Origin of the sequence: Vibrio sp. CB1-14 (assembly GCF_040412085.2) — a bacterium.
Taxonomy (GTDB): Bacteria; Pseudomonadota; Gammaproteobacteria; order Enterobacterales; family Vibrionaceae; genus Vibrio; species Vibrio chaetopteri.
Window position 1 is genome coordinate 3,470,135 of record NZ_CP115920.1, and the last position, 17,530, is coordinate 3,487,664.

General features: G+C 48.8%; 18 protein-coding genes. 5 read left to right on the plus strand and 13 right to left on the minus strand.

The genetic code is table 11. The annotated features are described in order from the left end of the window. The first annotated feature begins 197 nt into the window (after positions 1–197). Complete coding sequence (locus tag PG915_RS15995; protein WP_353497345.1) at positions 198–2,531, plus strand: Tex family protein; 2,334 nt, start codon at positions 198–200, stop codon at positions 2,529–2,531. 60 nt (positions 2,532–2,591) lie between these two features. Here the strand turns inward: PG915_RS15995 and PG915_RS16000 are convergent, their stop codons facing one another. Then, complete coding sequence (locus PG915_RS16000; RefSeq protein WP_353497346.1) at positions 2,592–3,041, minus strand: ATP-dependent Lon protease; 450 nt, start codon at positions 3,039–3,041, stop codon at positions 2,592–2,594. 134 nt (positions 3,042–3,175) lie between these two features. Beyond that, positions 3,176–3,946 carry a pimeloyl-ACP methyl ester esterase BioH gene (gene bioH, locus PG915_RS16005; protein WP_353497347.1) on the minus strand — a complete coding sequence of 257 codons (771 nt, stop codon included), beginning with the start codon at positions 3,944–3,946 and terminating at the stop codon, positions 3,176–3,178. An 82-nt stretch (positions 3,947–4,028) separates the two neighbouring features. On the opposite strand from bioH, the gene PG915_RS16010 reads away from it, so the two are divergent. The 4 genes from PG915_RS16010 (at position 4,029) to cysQ (ending at position 7,002) form a co-directional block, all read left to right on the plus strand. Next, positions 4,029–4,712 carry a ComF family protein gene (locus tag PG915_RS16010; protein ID WP_353497348.1) on the plus strand — a complete coding sequence of 228 codons (684 nt, stop codon included), beginning with the start codon at positions 4,029–4,031 and terminating at the stop codon, positions 4,710–4,712. Between the two features lie 77 nt (positions 4,713–4,789). Next, the gene (gene nfuA / locus PG915_RS16015; protein WP_418641794.1) at positions 4,790–5,416 is read left to right on the plus strand and encodes a Fe-S biogenesis protein NfuA; all 627 of its coding nucleotides are present in this window, start codon (positions 4,790–4,792) and stop codon (positions 5,414–5,416) included. 199 nt (positions 5,417–5,615) lie between these two features. After that, entirely contained in the window at positions 5,616–6,173 is a 558-nt protein-coding gene (nudE, locus tag PG915_RS16020) for an ADP compounds hydrolase NudE (RefSeq protein ID WP_112460929.1), read from the plus strand. 1 nt (position 6,174) lies between these two features. Further along, positions 6,175–7,002, plus strand: a complete 828-nt coding sequence (gene cysQ / locus PG915_RS16025) for a 3'(2'),5'-bisphosphate nucleotidase CysQ (protein WP_353497350.1) — start codon at positions 6,175–6,177, stop codon at positions 7,000–7,002. Positions 7,003–7,073: 71 nt separating this feature from the next. On the opposite strand, the gene PG915_RS16030 is transcribed toward cysQ, so the two are convergent. From PG915_RS16030 to gspD, 11 genes are read right to left on the minus strand one after another with little or no spacing between them, the layout of a single operon-like run. Then, positions 7,074–7,835, minus strand: coding sequence for a type II secretion system protein N (locus PG915_RS16030; protein WP_353497351.1), 762 nt, complete (start codon positions 7,833–7,835; stop codon positions 7,074–7,076). Continuing rightward, a complete protein-coding gene (locus tag PG915_RS16035) occupies positions 7,836–8,330 on the minus strand; it encodes a type II secretion system protein M (protein ID WP_353497352.1) in 495 nt (164 codons plus the stop codon). A gap of 6 nt (positions 8,331–8,336) precedes the next feature. Then, a complete protein-coding gene (gene gspL, locus PG915_RS16040) occupies positions 8,337–9,569 on the minus strand; it encodes a type II secretion system protein GspL (RefSeq protein WP_353497353.1) in 1,233 nt (410 codons plus the stop codon). Further along, positions 9,538–10,563 (minus strand): type II secretion system minor pseudopilin GspK, encoded by a 1,026-nt coding sequence (gene gspK / locus PG915_RS16045; RefSeq protein ID WP_353497354.1) that lies wholly within the window; start codon positions 10,561–10,563, stop codon positions 9,538–9,540. Before gspK ends, gspL begins: the two co-directional genes overlap by 32 nt. Beyond that, positions 10,560–11,261 carry a type II secretion system minor pseudopilin GspJ gene (gspJ, locus tag PG915_RS16050; RefSeq protein ID WP_353497355.1) on the minus strand — a complete coding sequence of 234 codons (702 nt, stop codon included), beginning with the start codon at positions 11,259–11,261 and terminating at the stop codon, positions 10,560–10,562. Before gspJ ends, gspK begins: the two co-directional genes overlap by 4 nt. Beyond that, positions 11,248–11,604 (minus strand): type II secretion system minor pseudopilin GspI, encoded by a 357-nt coding sequence (gspI, locus tag PG915_RS16055; RefSeq protein ID WP_112460933.1) that lies wholly within the window; start codon positions 11,602–11,604, stop codon positions 11,248–11,250. The genes gspJ and gspI overlap by 14 nt, the downstream gene beginning before the upstream one ends. Further along, on the minus strand, positions 11,588–12,187 hold the full coding sequence (gene gspH / locus PG915_RS16060) for a type II secretion system minor pseudopilin GspH (RefSeq protein WP_353498745.1): 600 nt from the start codon (positions 12,185–12,187) through the stop codon (positions 11,588–11,590). Before gspH ends, gspI begins: the two co-directional genes overlap by 17 nt. Before the next feature lie 55 nt (positions 12,188–12,242). After that, positions 12,243–12,686: a type II secretion system major pseudopilin GspG gene (gene gspG / locus PG915_RS16065; protein WP_112460935.1), complete on the minus strand. Its 444-nt coding sequence runs from the start codon at positions 12,684–12,686 to the stop codon at positions 12,243–12,245. A 60-nt stretch (positions 12,687–12,746) separates the two neighbouring features. Continuing rightward, positions 12,747–13,979 carry a type II secretion system inner membrane protein GspF gene (gene gspF / locus PG915_RS16070; protein ID WP_353497356.1) on the minus strand — a complete coding sequence of 411 codons (1,233 nt, stop codon included), beginning with the start codon at positions 13,977–13,979 and terminating at the stop codon, positions 12,747–12,749. Then, positions 13,980–15,476 carry a type II secretion system ATPase GspE gene (gene gspE, locus PG915_RS16075; RefSeq protein WP_353497357.1) on the minus strand — a complete coding sequence of 499 codons (1,497 nt, stop codon included), beginning with the start codon at positions 15,474–15,476 and terminating at the stop codon, positions 13,980–13,982. Then, entirely contained in the window at positions 15,476–17,500 is a 2,025-nt protein-coding gene (gene gspD, locus PG915_RS16080) for a type II secretion system secretin GspD (protein WP_353497358.1), read from the minus strand. The genes gspE and gspD overlap by 1 nt, the downstream gene beginning before the upstream one ends. Positions 17,501–17,530: the final 30 nt, after the last annotated feature.

Sequence of the window (17,530 nt, forward strand, 5' to 3'; positions counted from 1 at the left end):
ACGGAATATCCACGCGATTATCAATAAATTAGCAATTCCTCGTTTGGTTTCACCTTTCTCCATAGCAGAAACGTGTATCAGAAACGTGGCGCAGAAAAATGACCAGGGAATTGCAAATCACTGCTGATGCCCTTATATCCTATGGATATCTAGGAGTGCCCGCGCACTCCCCACACAACAAAAAAGAGAATACACGGATGAGCCAAGCTATCTGTCAACTGATTGCTAAAGAGCTGAACGTCAGTCACAAGCAAGTTGAAGCCGCCGTTACCCTAATTGATGACGGTAACACAGTTCCATTTATCGCTCGCTATCGAAAAGAGGTCACTGGGGGGCTGGATGATACTCAACTTCGCACCTTAGACTCGCGTTTAAGCTACCTGCGTGAATTGGACGACCGACGTCAGACGATTCTGAAATCCATCGACGATCAGGGCAAGCTTACAGCAGAGCTGCGCAGTGAAATTGAGAATGCGGACAACAAAACTCGTCTTGAAGATCTGTACCTACCTTACAAACCTAAACGTCGCACCAAAGGTCAAATTGCTATTGAGGCCGGCCTTGAGCCTCTAGCCGACTTGTTGTGGACAAATCCAAGCAATGAACCTGAAACTGCTGCGTCGAGTTACATCGACAGTGAAAAAGGCATTGCCGACAGCAAAGCGGCTTTGGATGGCGCGCGTGCCATCATTATGGAGCGCATCGCAGAAGATGCCGACCTACTCGAAAAAGTGCGTCAATACCTAAATCGCCACGCTGAACTGCGCTCACGCGTTGTGACTGGCAAAGAGCAAGACGGTGAAAAGTTCAAAGACTACTTTGAACACGATGAGGCAATGAGCAAAGTGCCGTCTCACCGTGCACTGGCGATGCTTCGCGGCCGTAATGAAGGCTTCTTGCAGCTATCGGTTAACGCCGACCCTGCCAACGAAGAAAACGCTCGTGAGTCCTACTGCGAAACTCTGATTGCTGAGCACTACGGCATTCATCTTAGCCAGGCACCGGCAGATGCATGGCGCAAACAAGTCATCAGCTGGGCATGGCGCATTAAAGTCTCCATGCACATGGAAACCGAACTGATGGGCGCACTCAAAGAGCGCTCTGAAGTCGACGCGATTACGGTATTTGCCACCAACTTGAAAGATCTGTTGATGGCCGCGCCCGCCGGTCCAAAAGCCACGCTTGGCCTCGACCCAGGTCTGCGCACCGGTTGTAAGGTCGCGGTGGTAGATGCCACTGGTAAAGTGCTCGCAACCGACACCATTTACCCGCATGTTCCTCAAAAACAGTACGACAAAGCCGCCCATGCAGTGGATAAATTAGTTCGCCAATTTAACGTCGATTTGATTGCCATCGGTAACGGCACGGCATCGCGCGAGACCGATAGTTTTGCAGCAGATGTCATCAAACGCGGTAACTTAAAAGTGCAGAAGATCATCGTCAGTGAAGCCGGCGCGTCTGTGTATTCAGCATCTGAACTGGCAGCAAAAGAGTTCCCAAATATGGACGTATCCCTGCGCGGTGCGGTTTCTATTGCGAGACGTTTGCAAGATCCACTGGCGGAGCTTGTGAAGATCGACCCTAAATCCATCGGTGTGGGTCAGTATCAGCATGATGTAAGCCAGACCATGCTGGCTAAGCGTCTCGATGCCGTTGTGGAAGACTGTGTAAACGCTGTCGGTGTTGATGTAAACACCGCTTCTGCTGCGCTACTAACTCGTGTCGCGGGCTTATCTTCCACGCTGGCACAAAACATTGTCGACTACCGTGATGAAAACGGTCGCTTCGAAGCTCGTACCACACTTAAAAAAGTGGCGCGACTTGGCCCTAAAGCGTTTGAGCAGTGTGCTGGATTCCTACGTATCATGGATGGTAAGAACCCGCTTGATGCATCAGCCGTGCACCCAGAAGCTTACCCTGTGGTCAAAACCATTGCGGAGAAAACCGGTCGCGCAATGAAATCTATCATCGGTGACAGCAGCTTCCTTCGCACCGTCAATGCGGTTGATTACACCGATGAGACCTTCGGTCTACCAACGGTCACCGACATCATCCGAGAGCTAGATAAGCCTGGTCGAGACCCTCGCCCAGAGTTTAAAACGGCAACCTTCGCTGAAGGTGTCAACACTATCAACGATCTTGAGCCAGGCATGGTTCTCGAAGGCGTCGTTTCGAATGTGGCTAACTTCGGTGCGTTTGTGGATATCGGTGTTCACCAAGATGGTTTAGTGCACATCTCTGCGCTAACTGACAAGTTTGTCGCTGACCCGCGTGAAGTGGTGAAAGCCGGTGATATCGTAAAAGTGAAAGTCATGGAAGTGGATGCAGGCCGCAAGCGTATTGGTTTATCAATGCGCCTCAACGATGAACCTGGTGCGGATAACCGCCCCGCTCGTTCAAACAAACCCGCCCGTGGCAACCAGCGTGACAATCAGTGTGGCGGTCAACGTCAACGTTCAAATCACCAAGAAACAGGCAGCAGTGCGATGGGTGGGGCATTCGCTGCCGCCTTCGCGAAAGCGAAAAAGTAACCTGCCCAAAAAAGCAAAAAGAGCACCTTGAGTGCTCTTTTTGCTTTCTAATAGTAAGCGTTATCCAACGGCAATAATATCCGAGGGCGTATTCGGTGCCACCGAGTGTCCATAGTGATAGCGAATCACCGTACGTCGCTTGGCCATTTTTCCTGCCATCAACGCTTCTTGAAGCACTTTGGCAGGCAAGCGAAAACGCATCGCATATCCCTTACCTTGAGACTGACTGTAACTGCTCAGTGACAGCAAATAAAACAGGCGCTCAATCGGGTCTTCACGTTCGAGGGACGCTTCTTCAGCATCATAGTCTGGATGCTCAGCAGGATCCCATGCCGAACGTTTACGGCGTTTTTCTTCCTCATTAATTCGGCGCTCAGCATTCGTCCTTGCCAGTTCAACCGTAGGCACGATCGGTTCACGCACTTTGTTGTCACGCGCCGCCTGCTCAGTTTGTGGATTGACCGACGGGGCTATAACTGGGGCACTAACACTGTTGGGCGACACTATCATAGGTCACGCTCCTCTGCTGTGAGTGATTTTCGCCAAACCTCAACAACTAACCTAGACCGACGAGCAATCTATCTATTAGATTATCGGAAAAACAGTGCCAACCTTTACCTATTTGTGCAAAAAAACCGCAAAAATTAGCGATCTAACTCACGAACCCGCGCGATAAATTCAGCGGTTTCAGTAATAAAGGGAGCGTGGGAAGACGCGGTAAAAATATGACTTTGATGAGCCTCCATCTGTCTATCTAACAAACTGGCGACTCGCACCGGCACCAAACCGTCTAAGCGCCCATACCAGCGATGCACAGGCATGGTTAGCGCAGCAAGCTCACTGCGGTAATCAAGTTTATCTAACCACTGTAAACCTAACATCAATGCATCGGGGCAAGGCATAGGCCTAGAAAGCACCGCTTGTTTGAGTTGCTTAATATCTTGGCGTGCACTTGGACTACCCATGGCTTGCAGCGCCATAAAACGCTCAATCGTCACCGTGAAATTATCACTGAGCTGAGTCATAAACGCCGCGAGTACGTCTTGTTTAATCCCGCGCCACCCCTCTCCTTGGGAAAATTTTGGTGAACTCGCCAAGGTAACTAACTGACTGACACGCGCTGGATACTCATGGGCAATGTGTGTCGCAATCAACCCACCTAGTGACCAGCCAAGCCAAATGGCACGCTCTGGTGCTTCTGCTAGCAATGCGTTCACCAGCTCAGTCAAAGATTCGTAGCCAATTTGATGACTGTAGCCATAGCCAGGTAAATCAACCGTATGCACGGTGAAGTGCTCAGCCAGCTCACTAACGCATGCAGACCATACCGCGCCGTTCATGCCCCAACCGTGTACTAGCACCAAATCAGGTCCTTGCCCTTCCACCTGCCAATGTACTTTTGCCGAACTGCTCACACGATCTCCTACTGATTTGGTTCTTTTTCTGCTTCGAATTGTTCCATGCTAATAGGATTCCTTTACACGTCAACTCAGACCAATGCGATTTTTATCTCGGCTACCAAAACAATGTCATGTCTGCGGATTCACCATTAACCGCTCTCTTGGTCACAATCTATGGTGTGAGCACTGCCAGTCATTGTTTAACTTTGAACGTCATCGCTGCAGACGCTGTGGCCTGACTATGGACAATACCGCCGAGATCTGCGGCACATGCCTCACCACACCGCCTCCGTGGCAAACGCTGATTTGTCTTGGCGATTACCGGCCACCTCTATCATCTTTTATCCAGCGCATAAAACAACATAGGGAGCCTTGGTTATTGCCACCGCTGAGTAAATTGCTCGCAGAACGTATCAACGATGAACCCGCACCACTGCTGATTTGTGTCCCGACGCTGCTTCATGTCGAATTAAAACGAGGCTTTAACCTTAGTGAGCTTCTGATGCTGCAACTCGCACAGCAGTTGCCAGAGGTCGAAACCGCAGACAGCGTTTTTCGCAAACACCACCACACCGCAACTCAAAAAAACCTGAATCGGCAACAAAGACTGGAGAATGTACGCCAAGCGTTCTCTCTCCAACAAAGACCAACATCAAAACACGTCGCCATTATTGATGATGTGGTCACAACCGGCGCAACCGTTCGGCATCTGAGTGAATTATTACTTGAAGTGAACGTAGAAAAAATCGATATTTATTGTTTATGCCGTACCCCAAAGTAAGCCCACTGCTGGGTTATCAGCCAGATTGCGCAGAGGATGTGCAAAATTTTTTGGCATCTACTCGTGACAAGAGTAGAATGGGGGCAATAACCTACAATCTTACTCAGGTATTCGTCGTGTCAAATCCAATTACTATTACAGAAAGTGCTCAAAGCCACTTCGCTAAACTGCTGGCTCAACAGCCAGAGGGAACGAACATCCGTGTTTTTGTCGTTAACCCAGGCACTCAAAACGCTGAGTGTGGTGTGTCTTACTGCCCACCAGAAGCGGTTGAGTCGAACGACACCGAATTCAAGTATGAAATACTATCAGCCTACGTTGATGAGCTATCTCTACCATTTCTAGAAGATGCAGAGATCGACTTCGTTACCGACAAAATGGGTTCACAGCTAACGCTAAAAGCGCCAAACGCAAAAATGCGTAAAGTTTCCGATGATGCGCCACTGATGGAGCGTGTTGAGTACGCTATCCAAACTCAGGTTAACCCTCAGCTAGCGGGTCACGGTGGTCACGTAAGTTTGATGGAAATTACTGAAGAAGGGATCGCTATCGTCCAATTCGGCGGTGGCTGTAACGGTTGCTCAATGGTGGATGTAACACTAAAAGAAGGCATCGAGAAACAGCTTCTTCAAGAATTCTCTGGTGAGCTAACCGCAGTCAGAGATATGACAGAGCACGATCGCGGCGAGCATTCTTACTACTAGCAAGGATGGCTCATTGCCAAATTTGTTTTCGAATCGAGCGCCAAGGTAAACCTTTGCGCTCTTTTTTAGCACTACCATTTGGCGCGCGTCCAAATCCTATATATATTGATCACTAACTACTATTCGAGTGCCAAGTGCTTAATGTTTCAAACGATCAAGCGTTTCAGAAAACACTGGCACCCAGCGGAGGAGAACGCCCATGCCATCCAAAAAAGGACCTGAGATCTTAGCCCAAAAGACAGTAGCTGAATCTAGGCTATTTAAAATTGAGGCTTTAGACTTAGCGTTTTCGAACGGCGAAAAGCGCACGTATGAGCGCATGAAACCGAGTGGTCGCAATGCGGTCATGATGGTGCCGATCACTGAGCATGGGGATATCTTGCTGGTTCGCGAATATGCAGCAGGCACCGAGCGCTACGAACTGGGTTTTCCAAAAGGACTCATCGATCTAGGCGAGAGTGCTGAGCAAGCGGCGGTACGTGAACTCAAAGAAGAAATTGGTTTTGGCGCCAACACGCTAACACCACTCAAAGAGGTGATTCTCGCGCCATCGTACTTCTCCAGTCGCATGACTTTGTTTGTTGCTCAAGACCTCTATCCAGAGCAACTCGAAGGGGACGAACCAGAGCCTCTAGAAATCGTGAAATGGCCATTGGCACAAGCCGATGAGCTACTTACTCATCTCGACTTCTCAGAAGCACGCAGTATTACCGCATTGCTACTAATGCTAAGAATGAAGTCAGAGTTGGGGTTATAACGTGGCAACAAGACATTTAGATTTATCGCATCACCTTCCTGCTGTCATCGACATCGCGCGTCAGGCTGGCCAGCTTATTCTCGACATCTATGAGAACAAAGACTACGAAGCCTTTATCAAGGATGACGAAACCCCAGTGACCAGCGCTGACTTAGCTGCGCATAAACTGATTATGGAAAAGCTCTCTGAGCTGACGCCAGATATCCCTGTTTTGTCTGAAGAAGCAGCGGATATTAGTTTAGAGCAGCGCTCACAATGGAGCACTTATTGGCTAGTAGACCCGCTTGATGGCACTCAAGAGTTCATCGCCCGCAGCGGCGACTTTGCGACCATCATTGCATTAGTGAGCAACAACAAGCCAATCATGGGAGTCGTGTACGCACCGGTGTCCGGCGTGACCTATCACGCTTATGAAGGCAAAGGGGCATGGAAAATTCCAAGCCTAGGAGAAAGCCTGCGCATCAAAATACTCAAACATGAGATGCCACAGCAATCTATCGCTATTGCCATTAGCCGCCGTCAGAATATCAATCGCATCACAAAGCGAATGAGCTCTGCCTGGAACTATGACTTAGTGCCTCTTGGTTCTGCCGCGCTCAAAGCCTGCTTGGTCGCGGAAGGCGCTGTCGATTGCTATCTGCGCCTAGGACCCACTGGCGAGTGGGACACAGCGGCGACACAATGCATTGTTGAAGAAGCCGGTGGTACCATTGTTGATACCGAGCTAGAGCCACTCTCTTACAACGAGCGCGAAACACTCGAGAACCCTAATTTTATTGTGATTGGTGATCGAGATCTGCCGTGGGATCAGATCCTAGTACAAAGCTAACACGTCGCTGTAAACCACTCAAATACAGAAAAGGAGGCTTAGCCTCCTTTTCTGTTTAAACTAGCGCTCGCTTAAAAGCGCCCTTGATAATTAAACGAATACCGTCCTTCGCCATCTGGATTGCCAAGCCATTTCAACTGCTGACGCATGTTAGTCGGAAACTCAGATTCAGGCTTAAACCACGCCTGTGATTGATACTGTCTATTCGGCGTTACACTCGCAGAGAACTCACTCGACACCTGATTACTGTTTTGGCTACCCGCAGCTGAAAGCACACTGTCGTCACAAGATAAGTCTACAATTGTCGGCCCCAGTCCTAAGCTACCGATAGGCGACTCAATGTACCCAGCATTCCACGACAAACTCCCGTCACCACTGCCACACCATGGCGATGCATAATTGAGAGACTTAATGGCAAGCTCTAACTGCCCCCCCGCTTTAATCGGCACTGGAATAGGCGCGTACTGAACCACGGTATCTGCAGGTATTGAAGCAAGAACATTCTCAAGGTAAGCACCAGACATGCTCACACCAAAATTTCCCCGCCCCGATAAACCCAACGAGCTGCCGCGACCAAAGCGTAATGAATACTCCGGAGAGAGCGTCATAAGACTAGACCAACTAAACTGCCATGACACATCACCAATGGAATATTGCTGGAATCGAACATTCTGCGCATTGCCCTGCCAAATAGTGCCTGTAGTGCCATTCAGAGCGAGCTCTCTAGGCATAGGGGCATAGCTCATCACAACACTGGCAGGCAGGTGGTAAATCGCGCTAACGGCAAAAACTGTGGTACACAATAAGCTGTATTTGATGACTTTTTTTACCACTTAGCCACCTCTTTTAAATTGCAATCGGTTGACGTCAATAACGCCATTTTTATCGGTCTTGTCGATATCCAGGATCTCAACCGTCACACCGTGATTGTCTTGTAAGTAAAACAGCCAATTAACAAAGAACTCAAACGGAATCGGCTTAATCCATACCTGCAACTGATCGTTGCGTGGTTGCATACGAATGAGTTCAATACTGAATCGATTGGTCGACGAGGTAATCACGCGGTTAAGCGGATCCTTAGAGACAACCACCCCACCCGCTTGTCTCTGCTGAGATATATCATCCGCTTTTTGCTTCACCCATGTAAGCAGTTGCCTCTCCGACTGGATACGCGACTGCGCAAGCTCAGTACGCTGAGCAAAAGGGGCTAAGATTCCCCAATAAACAATGCCAAGCAAGATCACCAGTGAGCAAGCCACGACCAGTCGCTGCTCTCGCTGGCTGATACTCAGCCACCAGCTTTGTAGGTTCAGTAATAATCCTTTCATTACACTCTACTTCTTCTTAAGTACAAAGTTACCCATGACCACCTCGCCGTTACGGTTAAGTGGCCCTTGGGATACTTCAAATTGCGTTTCTAACTTCACTCGCGCCGCCTCGAAACTGTCAAAGTCGCGACTGGTGACATTCATGCGAACTTCATTACGGTTGCCATCGAAAGTAAAACTCTGCACTTGCATGCCATTCACTTGCCCTACCGTGTCGGGAAGTTTCGACAGCCACTCCAACACAGAGGCACTCGACAGGTCACTGCCTCCCAAGCTCTTCAGCTCATCATCCAGCTGGCGCTTAAGGTAGCTCACCGTAGGGATACGCTTTTTGTCTGGCAGAACCGCTCGGAAAATTCGTTCGCTTTCGGCTCGATAGGCCTCCGCTTGTGCCTCGTATTGATTCACCAGCACCACTTGCTGTGCGACTAATGCAACAATAAGCACTGAGGCCGCAATGGCGACTTTCTGCCAAACTTTCCAATGCCTTAAGAACGATGCTTTCGGCTTAAACTCACCGGTCATTAAGTTAGCACTCGCTTCTACGGTGCCTTTTGAAAGCAGAGCCATCGCAGGCTCTGGCGGCATGCTTTGCCAATCGATATGCAAAGATCGCTCAGCCAGCGACTTGGCAACCGGAGAGTAGCTCTCTATCACCACTTTGCTGTCATCGTCACTCGTCGATTGAACCAGGTAGTCGGAATCAATAACCGCATCCATCCAATCCTCATCGACAACGAGACCGCTTTGATTGCCCGTACGAAACAGCCACTGACCATCGAGATGAATCGCGCTCACATGCTCTGTTTGCGGCAATGCCAAGACATCGGGGATCACTTTTTTGATTTCTATGCCTTGCTCTGCAAAGCGGTCAATGACATGCGTTAGGTATTGTCGATCCATTGCAGCAATAGAAGCGCGGCCACCTTGTTTACTGAAAATAGTAAAGTGCAGTTCATCGACATCTTGTGCGATGTCATCTTCGACAATAAACGGCAACATCGACTCAAACTGACGCGCGCCACCTGCTGGGATCTCGACATCAGCAAAGTGCACATCCTGTCCACTCAGCATCAGCAACGTCACGCGCTGCTGCGCATATTCTTTTATGTCAGCGAGCTGGTCGAGGTTATTAAGCTCTCCGCTGGCTATCACTTCTTGCTGACTAGTTGACCATACCGCCCAATGTATTTGGCTATCTGGTTGGCTATTCAGGCGAACGGTTAAGAACTCGCTCACTAAATCCTCCAAATCGACGACGAACGACCGTCACTTCCTGCCTATCTTGGCTATAAATCAGGCTGCGAAGACGCATCCGCGACTCTCCAACAACAACCTGAGTGTCCATTTCAAAATAGGCACTGTCTACAGCAAGGTACTGTTGCGCTTGCTGTTTAGTATTATCATCCACGCTGGCCATCTGCGACTCAGCGAGAAACTTATCAATTCCGGACCAACCATCAAATGGACGGTTCTCTATCATTTGTCTCGCATTTTCGAGCGAGAGATTCGGCGCAAACAACGCTGATAACAGTCCAGCCTGCTCTTCAACCAGCGTATTTACATTGAGGCGCCAATCGCTTGTTGGCAACGCACATACAAGAGGGCTTATACTGAGCATCGCCTCACCGCTCATCTGATTAATCGCTCTAAGCTCTGAGCTATCAGCAATCAAACCATTGGCCGCCACATAGGCAGGAGAAAGCGATTCATAGTAGCTGTCTCCGACACCGGATACCGAGCGCACACTGGTCTCTTTATTGACAAACTCCCATGTGGAGTCCGCCACCTGCTCTGCTTGGTAGTTTTCGACCCCGCTTTCCTCGAGCAGCTTTTGGAAAAAGCGCACTAAAAATGGCTTGGTTGCGCTGTTTTGATTAGGCTGTACTGTCGATAAAGCATTAATATTAAAACAGGCCTGCATATCACGAATGTAGCCCGTCGCCTCACCATAATCGAGTGGATAAGTACGCTCTTCAATCGCCCAAGGCTGATTGAGGTTGACGCTGTCTTTATTGTCTTTGTAGCTCTCTTTTATCGCTACTGAAGCCAATGCTTCGACGCCAATCGCATACCAATAAGCTTGCTGATAATTCACCTGATTAGACGCGCGAGTAAATTGACTAAATAGGCGCTCCGACATCGTAGCTGCAATAGATACCATAATGGCAAGTAACAGAAGAATCACAATCAAGGCGACCCCTTTTTGGGATTTAACCGTCACTCTTGTCATGAGTTACCGCCTTGGTTGTTGCCCTGGTTATTACCTTGGTTATTGCCACCCTCTGAGCCATTGTTGTTGCCACCAGATGTCGCATTGAGCGTACCCGCTGGGGTCAGATAAATACGGTTAATTTCATCAAAATCCTCAAAACGGATTTTTACTTCCACTGCAACCGGCAGTGTCATGTCAGTTTGCCATTCATTAGTCCAAGATTCGCCATTGTAAAAACGCATATCAAACGCTTCCACCTTGGTAAATATGGGGAGCACCACAGGAGGCTCGCCCACACTAGTATCCGGATAACGCCACCACAAACGCTCAAGCTTACCTTCTTGAAGGCGGTAGCCTATCTTAGCCACTTCACCTCGTGGGAATTGGTTTTGCGGGTTAAGCCAACCTAGACGAGCAAACAGTAAACCGCGCCCTTCAGACTCCAATAACCCTTCTTGCCAAAGCATCAGACGAGACAAAGGCTCTTCCCCTTCATGACGAAACTGACGCAGCGCCAACTGCTTAAAGTCACTATCTAGATAAACAAAGCCACGCTGAATTTCTTGTAGTCGAGTGCTGCGCTCTAGAGAAAGCTCATTGCTGCGCTGCACCTGATTCACCACTTGATAGGCCGCTACGCTTAAGCTGGCAAAAATTGCAATGGCCACCAGAACTTCGATGAGGGTAAAGCCTTTAACACGGTTACTTGTCGACATAGCTTCTCACCGTCACTATCGGGCTCGCTTTCGCATCAGTGGCAACGCTCACATCCACCGCCGAGAGTAAGTTATCTGCCGTTTCAACCGGTTGAATGCTCCAATACCACTCGCGCCCCGCCAGTTTCTCTTTGCCTTTCTTAGCTTTAGGCTTTGCAGTGTCGAGCATAAGCTTAGCCATCTGATTGTCGACCACCATGCTGGCAAACGCCTTCTCTTCCAGATAGCTCAGAGTGTTAATATGCTGACTGACCGCTCGGATGATGGAGATGGCCGCCGTGGCAAATATCGCCAGCGCTATCAGCACCTCAAGCAGAGTCATGCCTCTAACGGTCTTTTTCATTCCAGTCTTTCACATCCATAAGCGCCAACTGCCCATTTTCTTTGACTTCGACGTACCAGGTTTGATCTTGCAATGCTCGATTCACCGGCGCGACAACAAATGCGCCTTCGGTAATCTCTCCGCTAGAGAGAATAAAGACTTGTGGTGGCTTTTCCGGCTTTTTCTCTTTTTCCACATCGTCAAACATGTCTTCATCGAACAAAGAGCCGGGCTCAAATAACCTGTCACTCTCGCCCCAGATACCCGTGCTTAAATCGAGTTTGATCGACAAGGTTTCTGGCAAGGTCGTCTCTTCTGGGATTTTACTGAGTGACACGCGCTGCCAACCTTCAGAAGTCAATTCGAGAAACACGTATTGCTTTTTGGCTTCATCAACACGTATACCAAAGTCTTTGCCTGCCAACATCGCTTCTTCATTGAACAGTTGTAGCCTTTGGTATAAACGCTGCGCTTGCTGTTTGGTGTCGTCACTTTGACTCTGAGGCAGGGTCGAAATCACCGCTACCGCACTGATAGAAAGCAGCACCAGTACCAGCATAATTTCGAGTAACGTAAAACCTAATTGACGACGTTTTGAGTGCAACAACATGGAGATTCACTTTGAACAAAGGAGAGGCGAACCACCTCTCCTATCATGTTTACTGGAAGTCTTGAATATTCCAGTTACCGATATCAGCCGCTGGGCCTTCACCGCCCTCTTGGCCGTCAGCACCTAGGGTAAAGATGTCGATAGTGCCTTTATCACCTGGGCTTAGATATTGATATTCGTTGCCCCATGGATCAGCTGGTAGACGACGAATGTAACCACCATCGCGGTAGTTACGCGGCTCTGGGTTGGTTGGTTTGGTGACCAGCGCTTCTAGGCCTTGATCCGTCGTTGGATAAACACTGTTATCCAGTTTGTACATATCAAGCGCATTCTCCAAAGCAACGATATCCGTCACTGCTTTCTGTTGGTCTGCCTTCTCTTTGTTACCCAGCAAGTTAGGTACGACAAAGCTTGCCAAAATACCCAAAATAACAACCACTACCATTACCTCTAGCAAGGTAAAGCCGGATTGTTTTTTCATTGTTTTTTTCATCTCTAACTCCAAATAAACGCCCTCAAATTGAGGGCAATTCTAACCATCTGACTGATTGGATTAACCAGACATCAAATTGTTCATTTCCAAAATCGGCATTAGGGTCGCCATCACAATAAACAGTACTAAACCTGCCATTAAGGCAATCAGTGCTGGGGTGAAAATGCCAAGGGCAATGTTCACTGTCGATTCAAAGTTTTGGTCTTGGTTGTCTGCCGCACGCGTCAGCATGCTCTCTAGCTCACCACTTTGCTCACCACTGGCGATCATGTGTAGCATCATAGGTGGGAATAGCTTGGTTTGCTCGAGTGCTTTACGAAGGCTAGCCCCTTCTCGCACATTATCAGCCGCCGTGGACACTTGCTTCTTAGCAAAATGGTTGGTCATCACATCCACAGAGACTTTCATCCCTTCTAGGATAGGAATGGCACTCGAGGTACAAATCGCTAAGGTACGTGCAAAACGCGATGTATTCAGGCCTCGGGCAATCTTACCAATAAGAGGAAGCCCTAACACTTTGGTGTCCCAACTCATACGGATAGACGGCTTACGAAGTGCGACTTTGATTAAATACAACGTCAGTGTAAAACCACCAAGCAGCAATAAGCCCCACTCTTGGATAAAGTCACTAGAAGAGAGCAAAAACTGTGTCGATGCTGGCAGCTCCTGCCCCATTTGGACAAACTGACCGACAATTTTGGGCACCACGGCTGCTAGCAAAAACGCCACAATCGATACCGCAAATACCACCAGCACGACTGGGTAAATCATCGCTTGTTGCAGCTTAGAGCGCATTTTCTGACGATTTTCAGCGTAATCCGCAAGACGCTCCAAAATAGAATCTAGGTGACCTGACTTTTCACCGGCTGCCACCATGGAGCGAAACAGCTCATCGAAGACATGTGAATAGTCAGCAAGACTGTCAGACAGCGTGTAACCTTCGGTGACTTTAGAGCGAATGGCCGCCAACATAGTGCGAATGCGTGGCTTTTCTGACTGCTCAGACACCGCTCGCAAACACTCTTCCAATGGCATGCCAGATTGAACCAGGGTAGATAACTGTCGCGTAATCAGTGCCAAATCAGGAGTACTTAAACCACGCTTAAACATCGGTGTTGCGTTGACGGTACCCGATGAATTTGACGATGCTTTGCCCTTGGCTTCAACAATATCAACCGGGATAAAGCCTTGCTCTTTTAGACGCTGGCGCGCTTGGCGAGCATTATCACCTTCTATCAACCCTTTGACTTGCTTACCTTTGGCATTGAGTGCCTTATATTCGAATGCCGCCACTTACGCTTCCTTAGTCACGCGCATGACTTCTTCAAGCGAGGTCACACCAAGTTTGACTTTATGGAAGCCATCATCACGGATACTTGGGGTATGAGAGCGCACTGCTTTTTCAATCGCCTGCTCACCTGCTTCGTCATGGATCAGCGATTGAACCTTGTCATTAACCATCAGCAGCTCATGAATACCCGTTCGGCCGCGATACCCTTTATGATTACAACGTTCACAGCCAACCGCTTTGTGCAGCGTTAACGGCTCAGGCTCAGCTAAACCAAACAGTTGCTTAGTGGCTGCATCCGCCTCGTAAGGTTGTTTACAGTCATTACACAGGGTACGTACCAAGCGCTGTGCCAATACACCCAGCAGTGATGAGGAGATCAAAAATGGCTCAATACCCATATCACGCATACGTGTGATCGCACCTACGGCCGTATTGGTATGCAATGTCGACATAACCAAGTGACCGGTCAATGAAGCTTGAACGGCAATTTGTGCCGTTTCTAGGTCACGGATCTCACCCACCATCACCACATCGGGGTCTTGACGCAAGATAGCACGCAAGCCTCGAGCGAAAGTCATATCAACTTTAGGATTCACCTGAGTTTGACCGATGCCATCGATATCAAATTCAATCGGGTCTTCAACGGTGAGGATATTGCGCTCATTGCTGTTGATCTCTTGTAAGCCAGCATACAGCGTGGTCGACTTACCCGAGCCAGTTGGACCTGTGACCAAAATGATGCCGTGAGGACGGCCGATAAGATGTCTAAAGTTGACATGGTTATCTGCCGTCATACCTAAGCTGTGTAGATCAAGACGAGTGGCGTTTTTGTCTAAAAGACGCATTACTACTCGCTCGCCGTGCGATGACGGCATCGTCGAAACACGCACATCCACTGCTCGGCCACCGATACGCAGCGAAATACGACCATCTTGTGGTACGCGTTTTTCAGCGATATCCAGCTTAGCCATAACCTTTACGCGCGAAACCAATAGCGGTGCCAATTTGCGGCTTGGTGCCAGAACGTCTCGCAGCACACCATCAATACGAAAACGGATCGACAGCACTTTCTCGAAGGTTTCGATATGGATATCAGATGCGCCTTCTTTGATCGCTTCGCCAAGCATGGCATTGATCAATTTAATGATTGGCGCATCATCATCGGACTCTAACAGGTCTTCATCTTGAGGCAGCTCTTCTGCCAGCGAGAAAAAGTCATCACTGTCCGCACCAATATCTTCCATCAGCTGTCTAGCTTCAGAGGAGTCACGCTGGTAAGCCTGGGTCAACTTGGCATCAAACTCGCTCGACGGCAGTGCATGCAAAGAAAACGGCTTTCGAAATACTCGCTTTACTTCCTGCAAGGCATTGAGCGCCAGTGGTTCTACATAATAGAGAATCGACTGCGACTCCTGCGCTTCAAACACTACTTTAAAGCGATTAGCAAAGCTAAACGGTAAGCGGTTAGCTAGCGGGCGATGCTCTGGGCTTTCCATCATTACTTCGCTTCCACTTGATCAATAAACGCTTGGATCTCTGATGGGTAACGCGCTGTCTCATTAAATTCAGGCAATACAGGAATGAAGCCATCATCCATCAGCTTAAGACCTTTGTCCGCCTTAAACAGCTGCTCAGCGCGAATGTAGTTGTACTTACGCTGCGTAATACCGTCTGATGTCATGCCGTCGCGAATGATGGTTGGCTTAATGAAGACCATCAAATTCTTCTTCTCAACCGTGGTCGAGGTCGACGTAAACAAGCGACCAAGGTAAGGAATATCACCTAAGAACGGCACTTTCGATTCACTCTCTGCCGCACGCTCATCAATCAAGCCACCAAGCACCAGCATTTGGCCATCTTGGATCATGACTGAAGTATTGAGCTGACGCTTAGCGAAACGCACGTCAACGGCACCGTTTGCACCTAGGACGTTAGAGACTTCTTGCTCAATGTTAAGCTGAACTGAGTTACCTTCGTTGATCTGTGGCACCACTTTTAGTTTGATACCAACCTCTTTACGATCAACGGTTTGGAATGGGTTGCTATTGTTTGAGCCCGCTGTCGACCCCGTCAGAACAGGGACTTCTTCACCGACGATAAACGAAGCTTCACCGTTATCCATTACGGTAATGCTTGGCGATGACAAAATGTTCGAATTTGACTGACTAGAAACCGCCGTGATGAGTGCTGTCCAGTCACCTAAGGCGATACCAACAGCTGCACCTTGTACACCGCTCAGTGCGCTTGCCAACTTACTAAAATCACCCGTCGTTGTCGTTTCAACGTTGTATGGGTTGCCATCAGCATCAACACGAGTTTCTGTAGTCTTCTTGTCTTTGGCTTCTTCCATACCAACCATCACGCTGCCGATAGACGCACCAGTGTTGCTAAACTGCACCACACTGCCGCCGTTGACCGAGCCCCACTGAACACCGAGGTTAGCACCATCTACGTCAGCCAGTTCAACAATTAGAGCTTCAATCAATACCTGCGCGCGGCGAATATCCAGCTGAGAAATCACCTCAAGTAGCGCCTTCATAATATCTGGCGGTGCGGTCAGTACTAACGCATTGGTATCTTGGTGCGCGGCAATCATGACTTCACTGCGATTGGCTGTAGAGCCTGATTTTGTTCCTGCTTGTTTCTCTTTTTGCAGATTGTCCGACACGCCTTTTAGCACATCGACCAAATCTTCCGCTTTGGCATATTTTAGGTATTGAACACGGTTATTGCCTTTGGTGGCCATTTCGATGTCCAGTTGACCAATCAAACGGCGCAAGCGCTGGCGCACTTTAGGGTCGCCAGAAATAAGAATTGAGTTGGTACGCTCGTCCGCCACCAGCTTAGGCTGTAAGAATGCAGGGGTATTTTTGGCATCCGTAGTTTTATTTAGCGCGTCGACAATACGCACCATTTCTGCTGCAGACGCGTTTTTCAGCTCCACCACTTCCACTTCTTTATCACCGGCTTGGTCAACACGCTTGATAATTTCCGCTAAACGGTTCACCACCGCAGCGCGGCCTGTGATCAGAATGATATTCGCCGGGTCATAATGCACTACGTTACCTGCACCAGCGTTATCATTAAGCTGCCTTAGTAGTGGTGACAACTCACGTACCGAGACGTTTTTAACCGCAACCACACGAGTGACCACTGTATCGCCTACGGCAATATCAGTATCTCCCACAACCGGAATCGCGGATGTTTTGGCGTCTTTGGCTTTGATGACTTTTAGAATGCCGTTATCCATCTCAACCACCGCGAAGCCATACACTTCGAGAACGTTGAGGAAAAAGCTGTAATACTGCTCTTCATTCAGCACGTCATAACTTCGCACATCGACTTTACCGCGTACGGAAGGATCTACGATGATGGTTTTGTCGAGGTTACGCCCAACAATATTGATAAACTCATGAAGGTCAGTGCCTTTAAAACTGGCGCTAAATTCATTGGCTGATACCGCGGGTACCGCCATCAGGCTCCCCATCAATAACCAGGTACTTGTTTTAAGCCAACTTTTCACTTATTGCTCCCTTGTAATACGGTCGACATG

Bases quoted from the DNA above. Each gene is read 5' to 3' on its own strand.
- PG915_RS15995 (WP_353497345.1), top strand. From the start codon at position 198: ATGAGCCAAGCTATCTGTCAACTGATTGCTAAAGAGCTGAACGTCAGT.
- PG915_RS16000 (WP_353497346.1), bottom strand. From the start codon at position 3,041: ATGATAGTGTCGCCCAACAGTGTTAGTGCCCCAGTTATAGCCCCGTCG.
- PG915_RS16010 (WP_353497348.1), top strand. From the start codon at position 4,029: ATGCGATTTTTATCTCGGCTACCAAAACAATGTCATGTCTGCGGATTC.
- nfuA (WP_418641794.1), top strand. From the start codon at position 4,790: ATGGGGGCAATAACCTACAATCTTACTCAGGTATTCGTCGTGTCAAAT.
- nudE (WP_112460929.1), top strand. From the start codon at position 5,616: ATGCCATCCAAAAAAGGACCTGAGATCTTAGCCCAAAAGACAGTAGCT.
- PG915_RS16035 (WP_353497352.1), bottom strand. From the start codon at position 8,330: ATGAAAGGATTATTACTGAACCTACAAAGCTGGTGGCTGAGTATCAGC.
- gspK (WP_353497354.1), bottom strand. From the start codon at position 10,563: ATGACAAGAGTGACGGTTAAATCCCAAAAAGGGGTCGCCTTGATTGTG.
- gspJ (WP_353497355.1), bottom strand. From the start codon at position 11,261: ATGTCGACAAGTAACCGTGTTAAAGGCTTTACCCTCATCGAAGTTCTG.
- gspI (WP_112460933.1), bottom strand. From the start codon at position 11,604: ATGAAAAAGACCGTTAGAGGCATGACTCTGCTTGAGGTGCTGATAGCG.
- gspG (WP_112460935.1), bottom strand. From the start codon at position 12,686: ATGAAAAAAACAATGAAAAAACAATCCGGCTTTACCTTGCTAGAGGTA.
- gspE (WP_353497357.1), bottom strand. From the start codon at position 15,476: ATGATGGAAAGCCCAGAGCATCGCCCGCTAGCTAACCGCTTACCGTTT.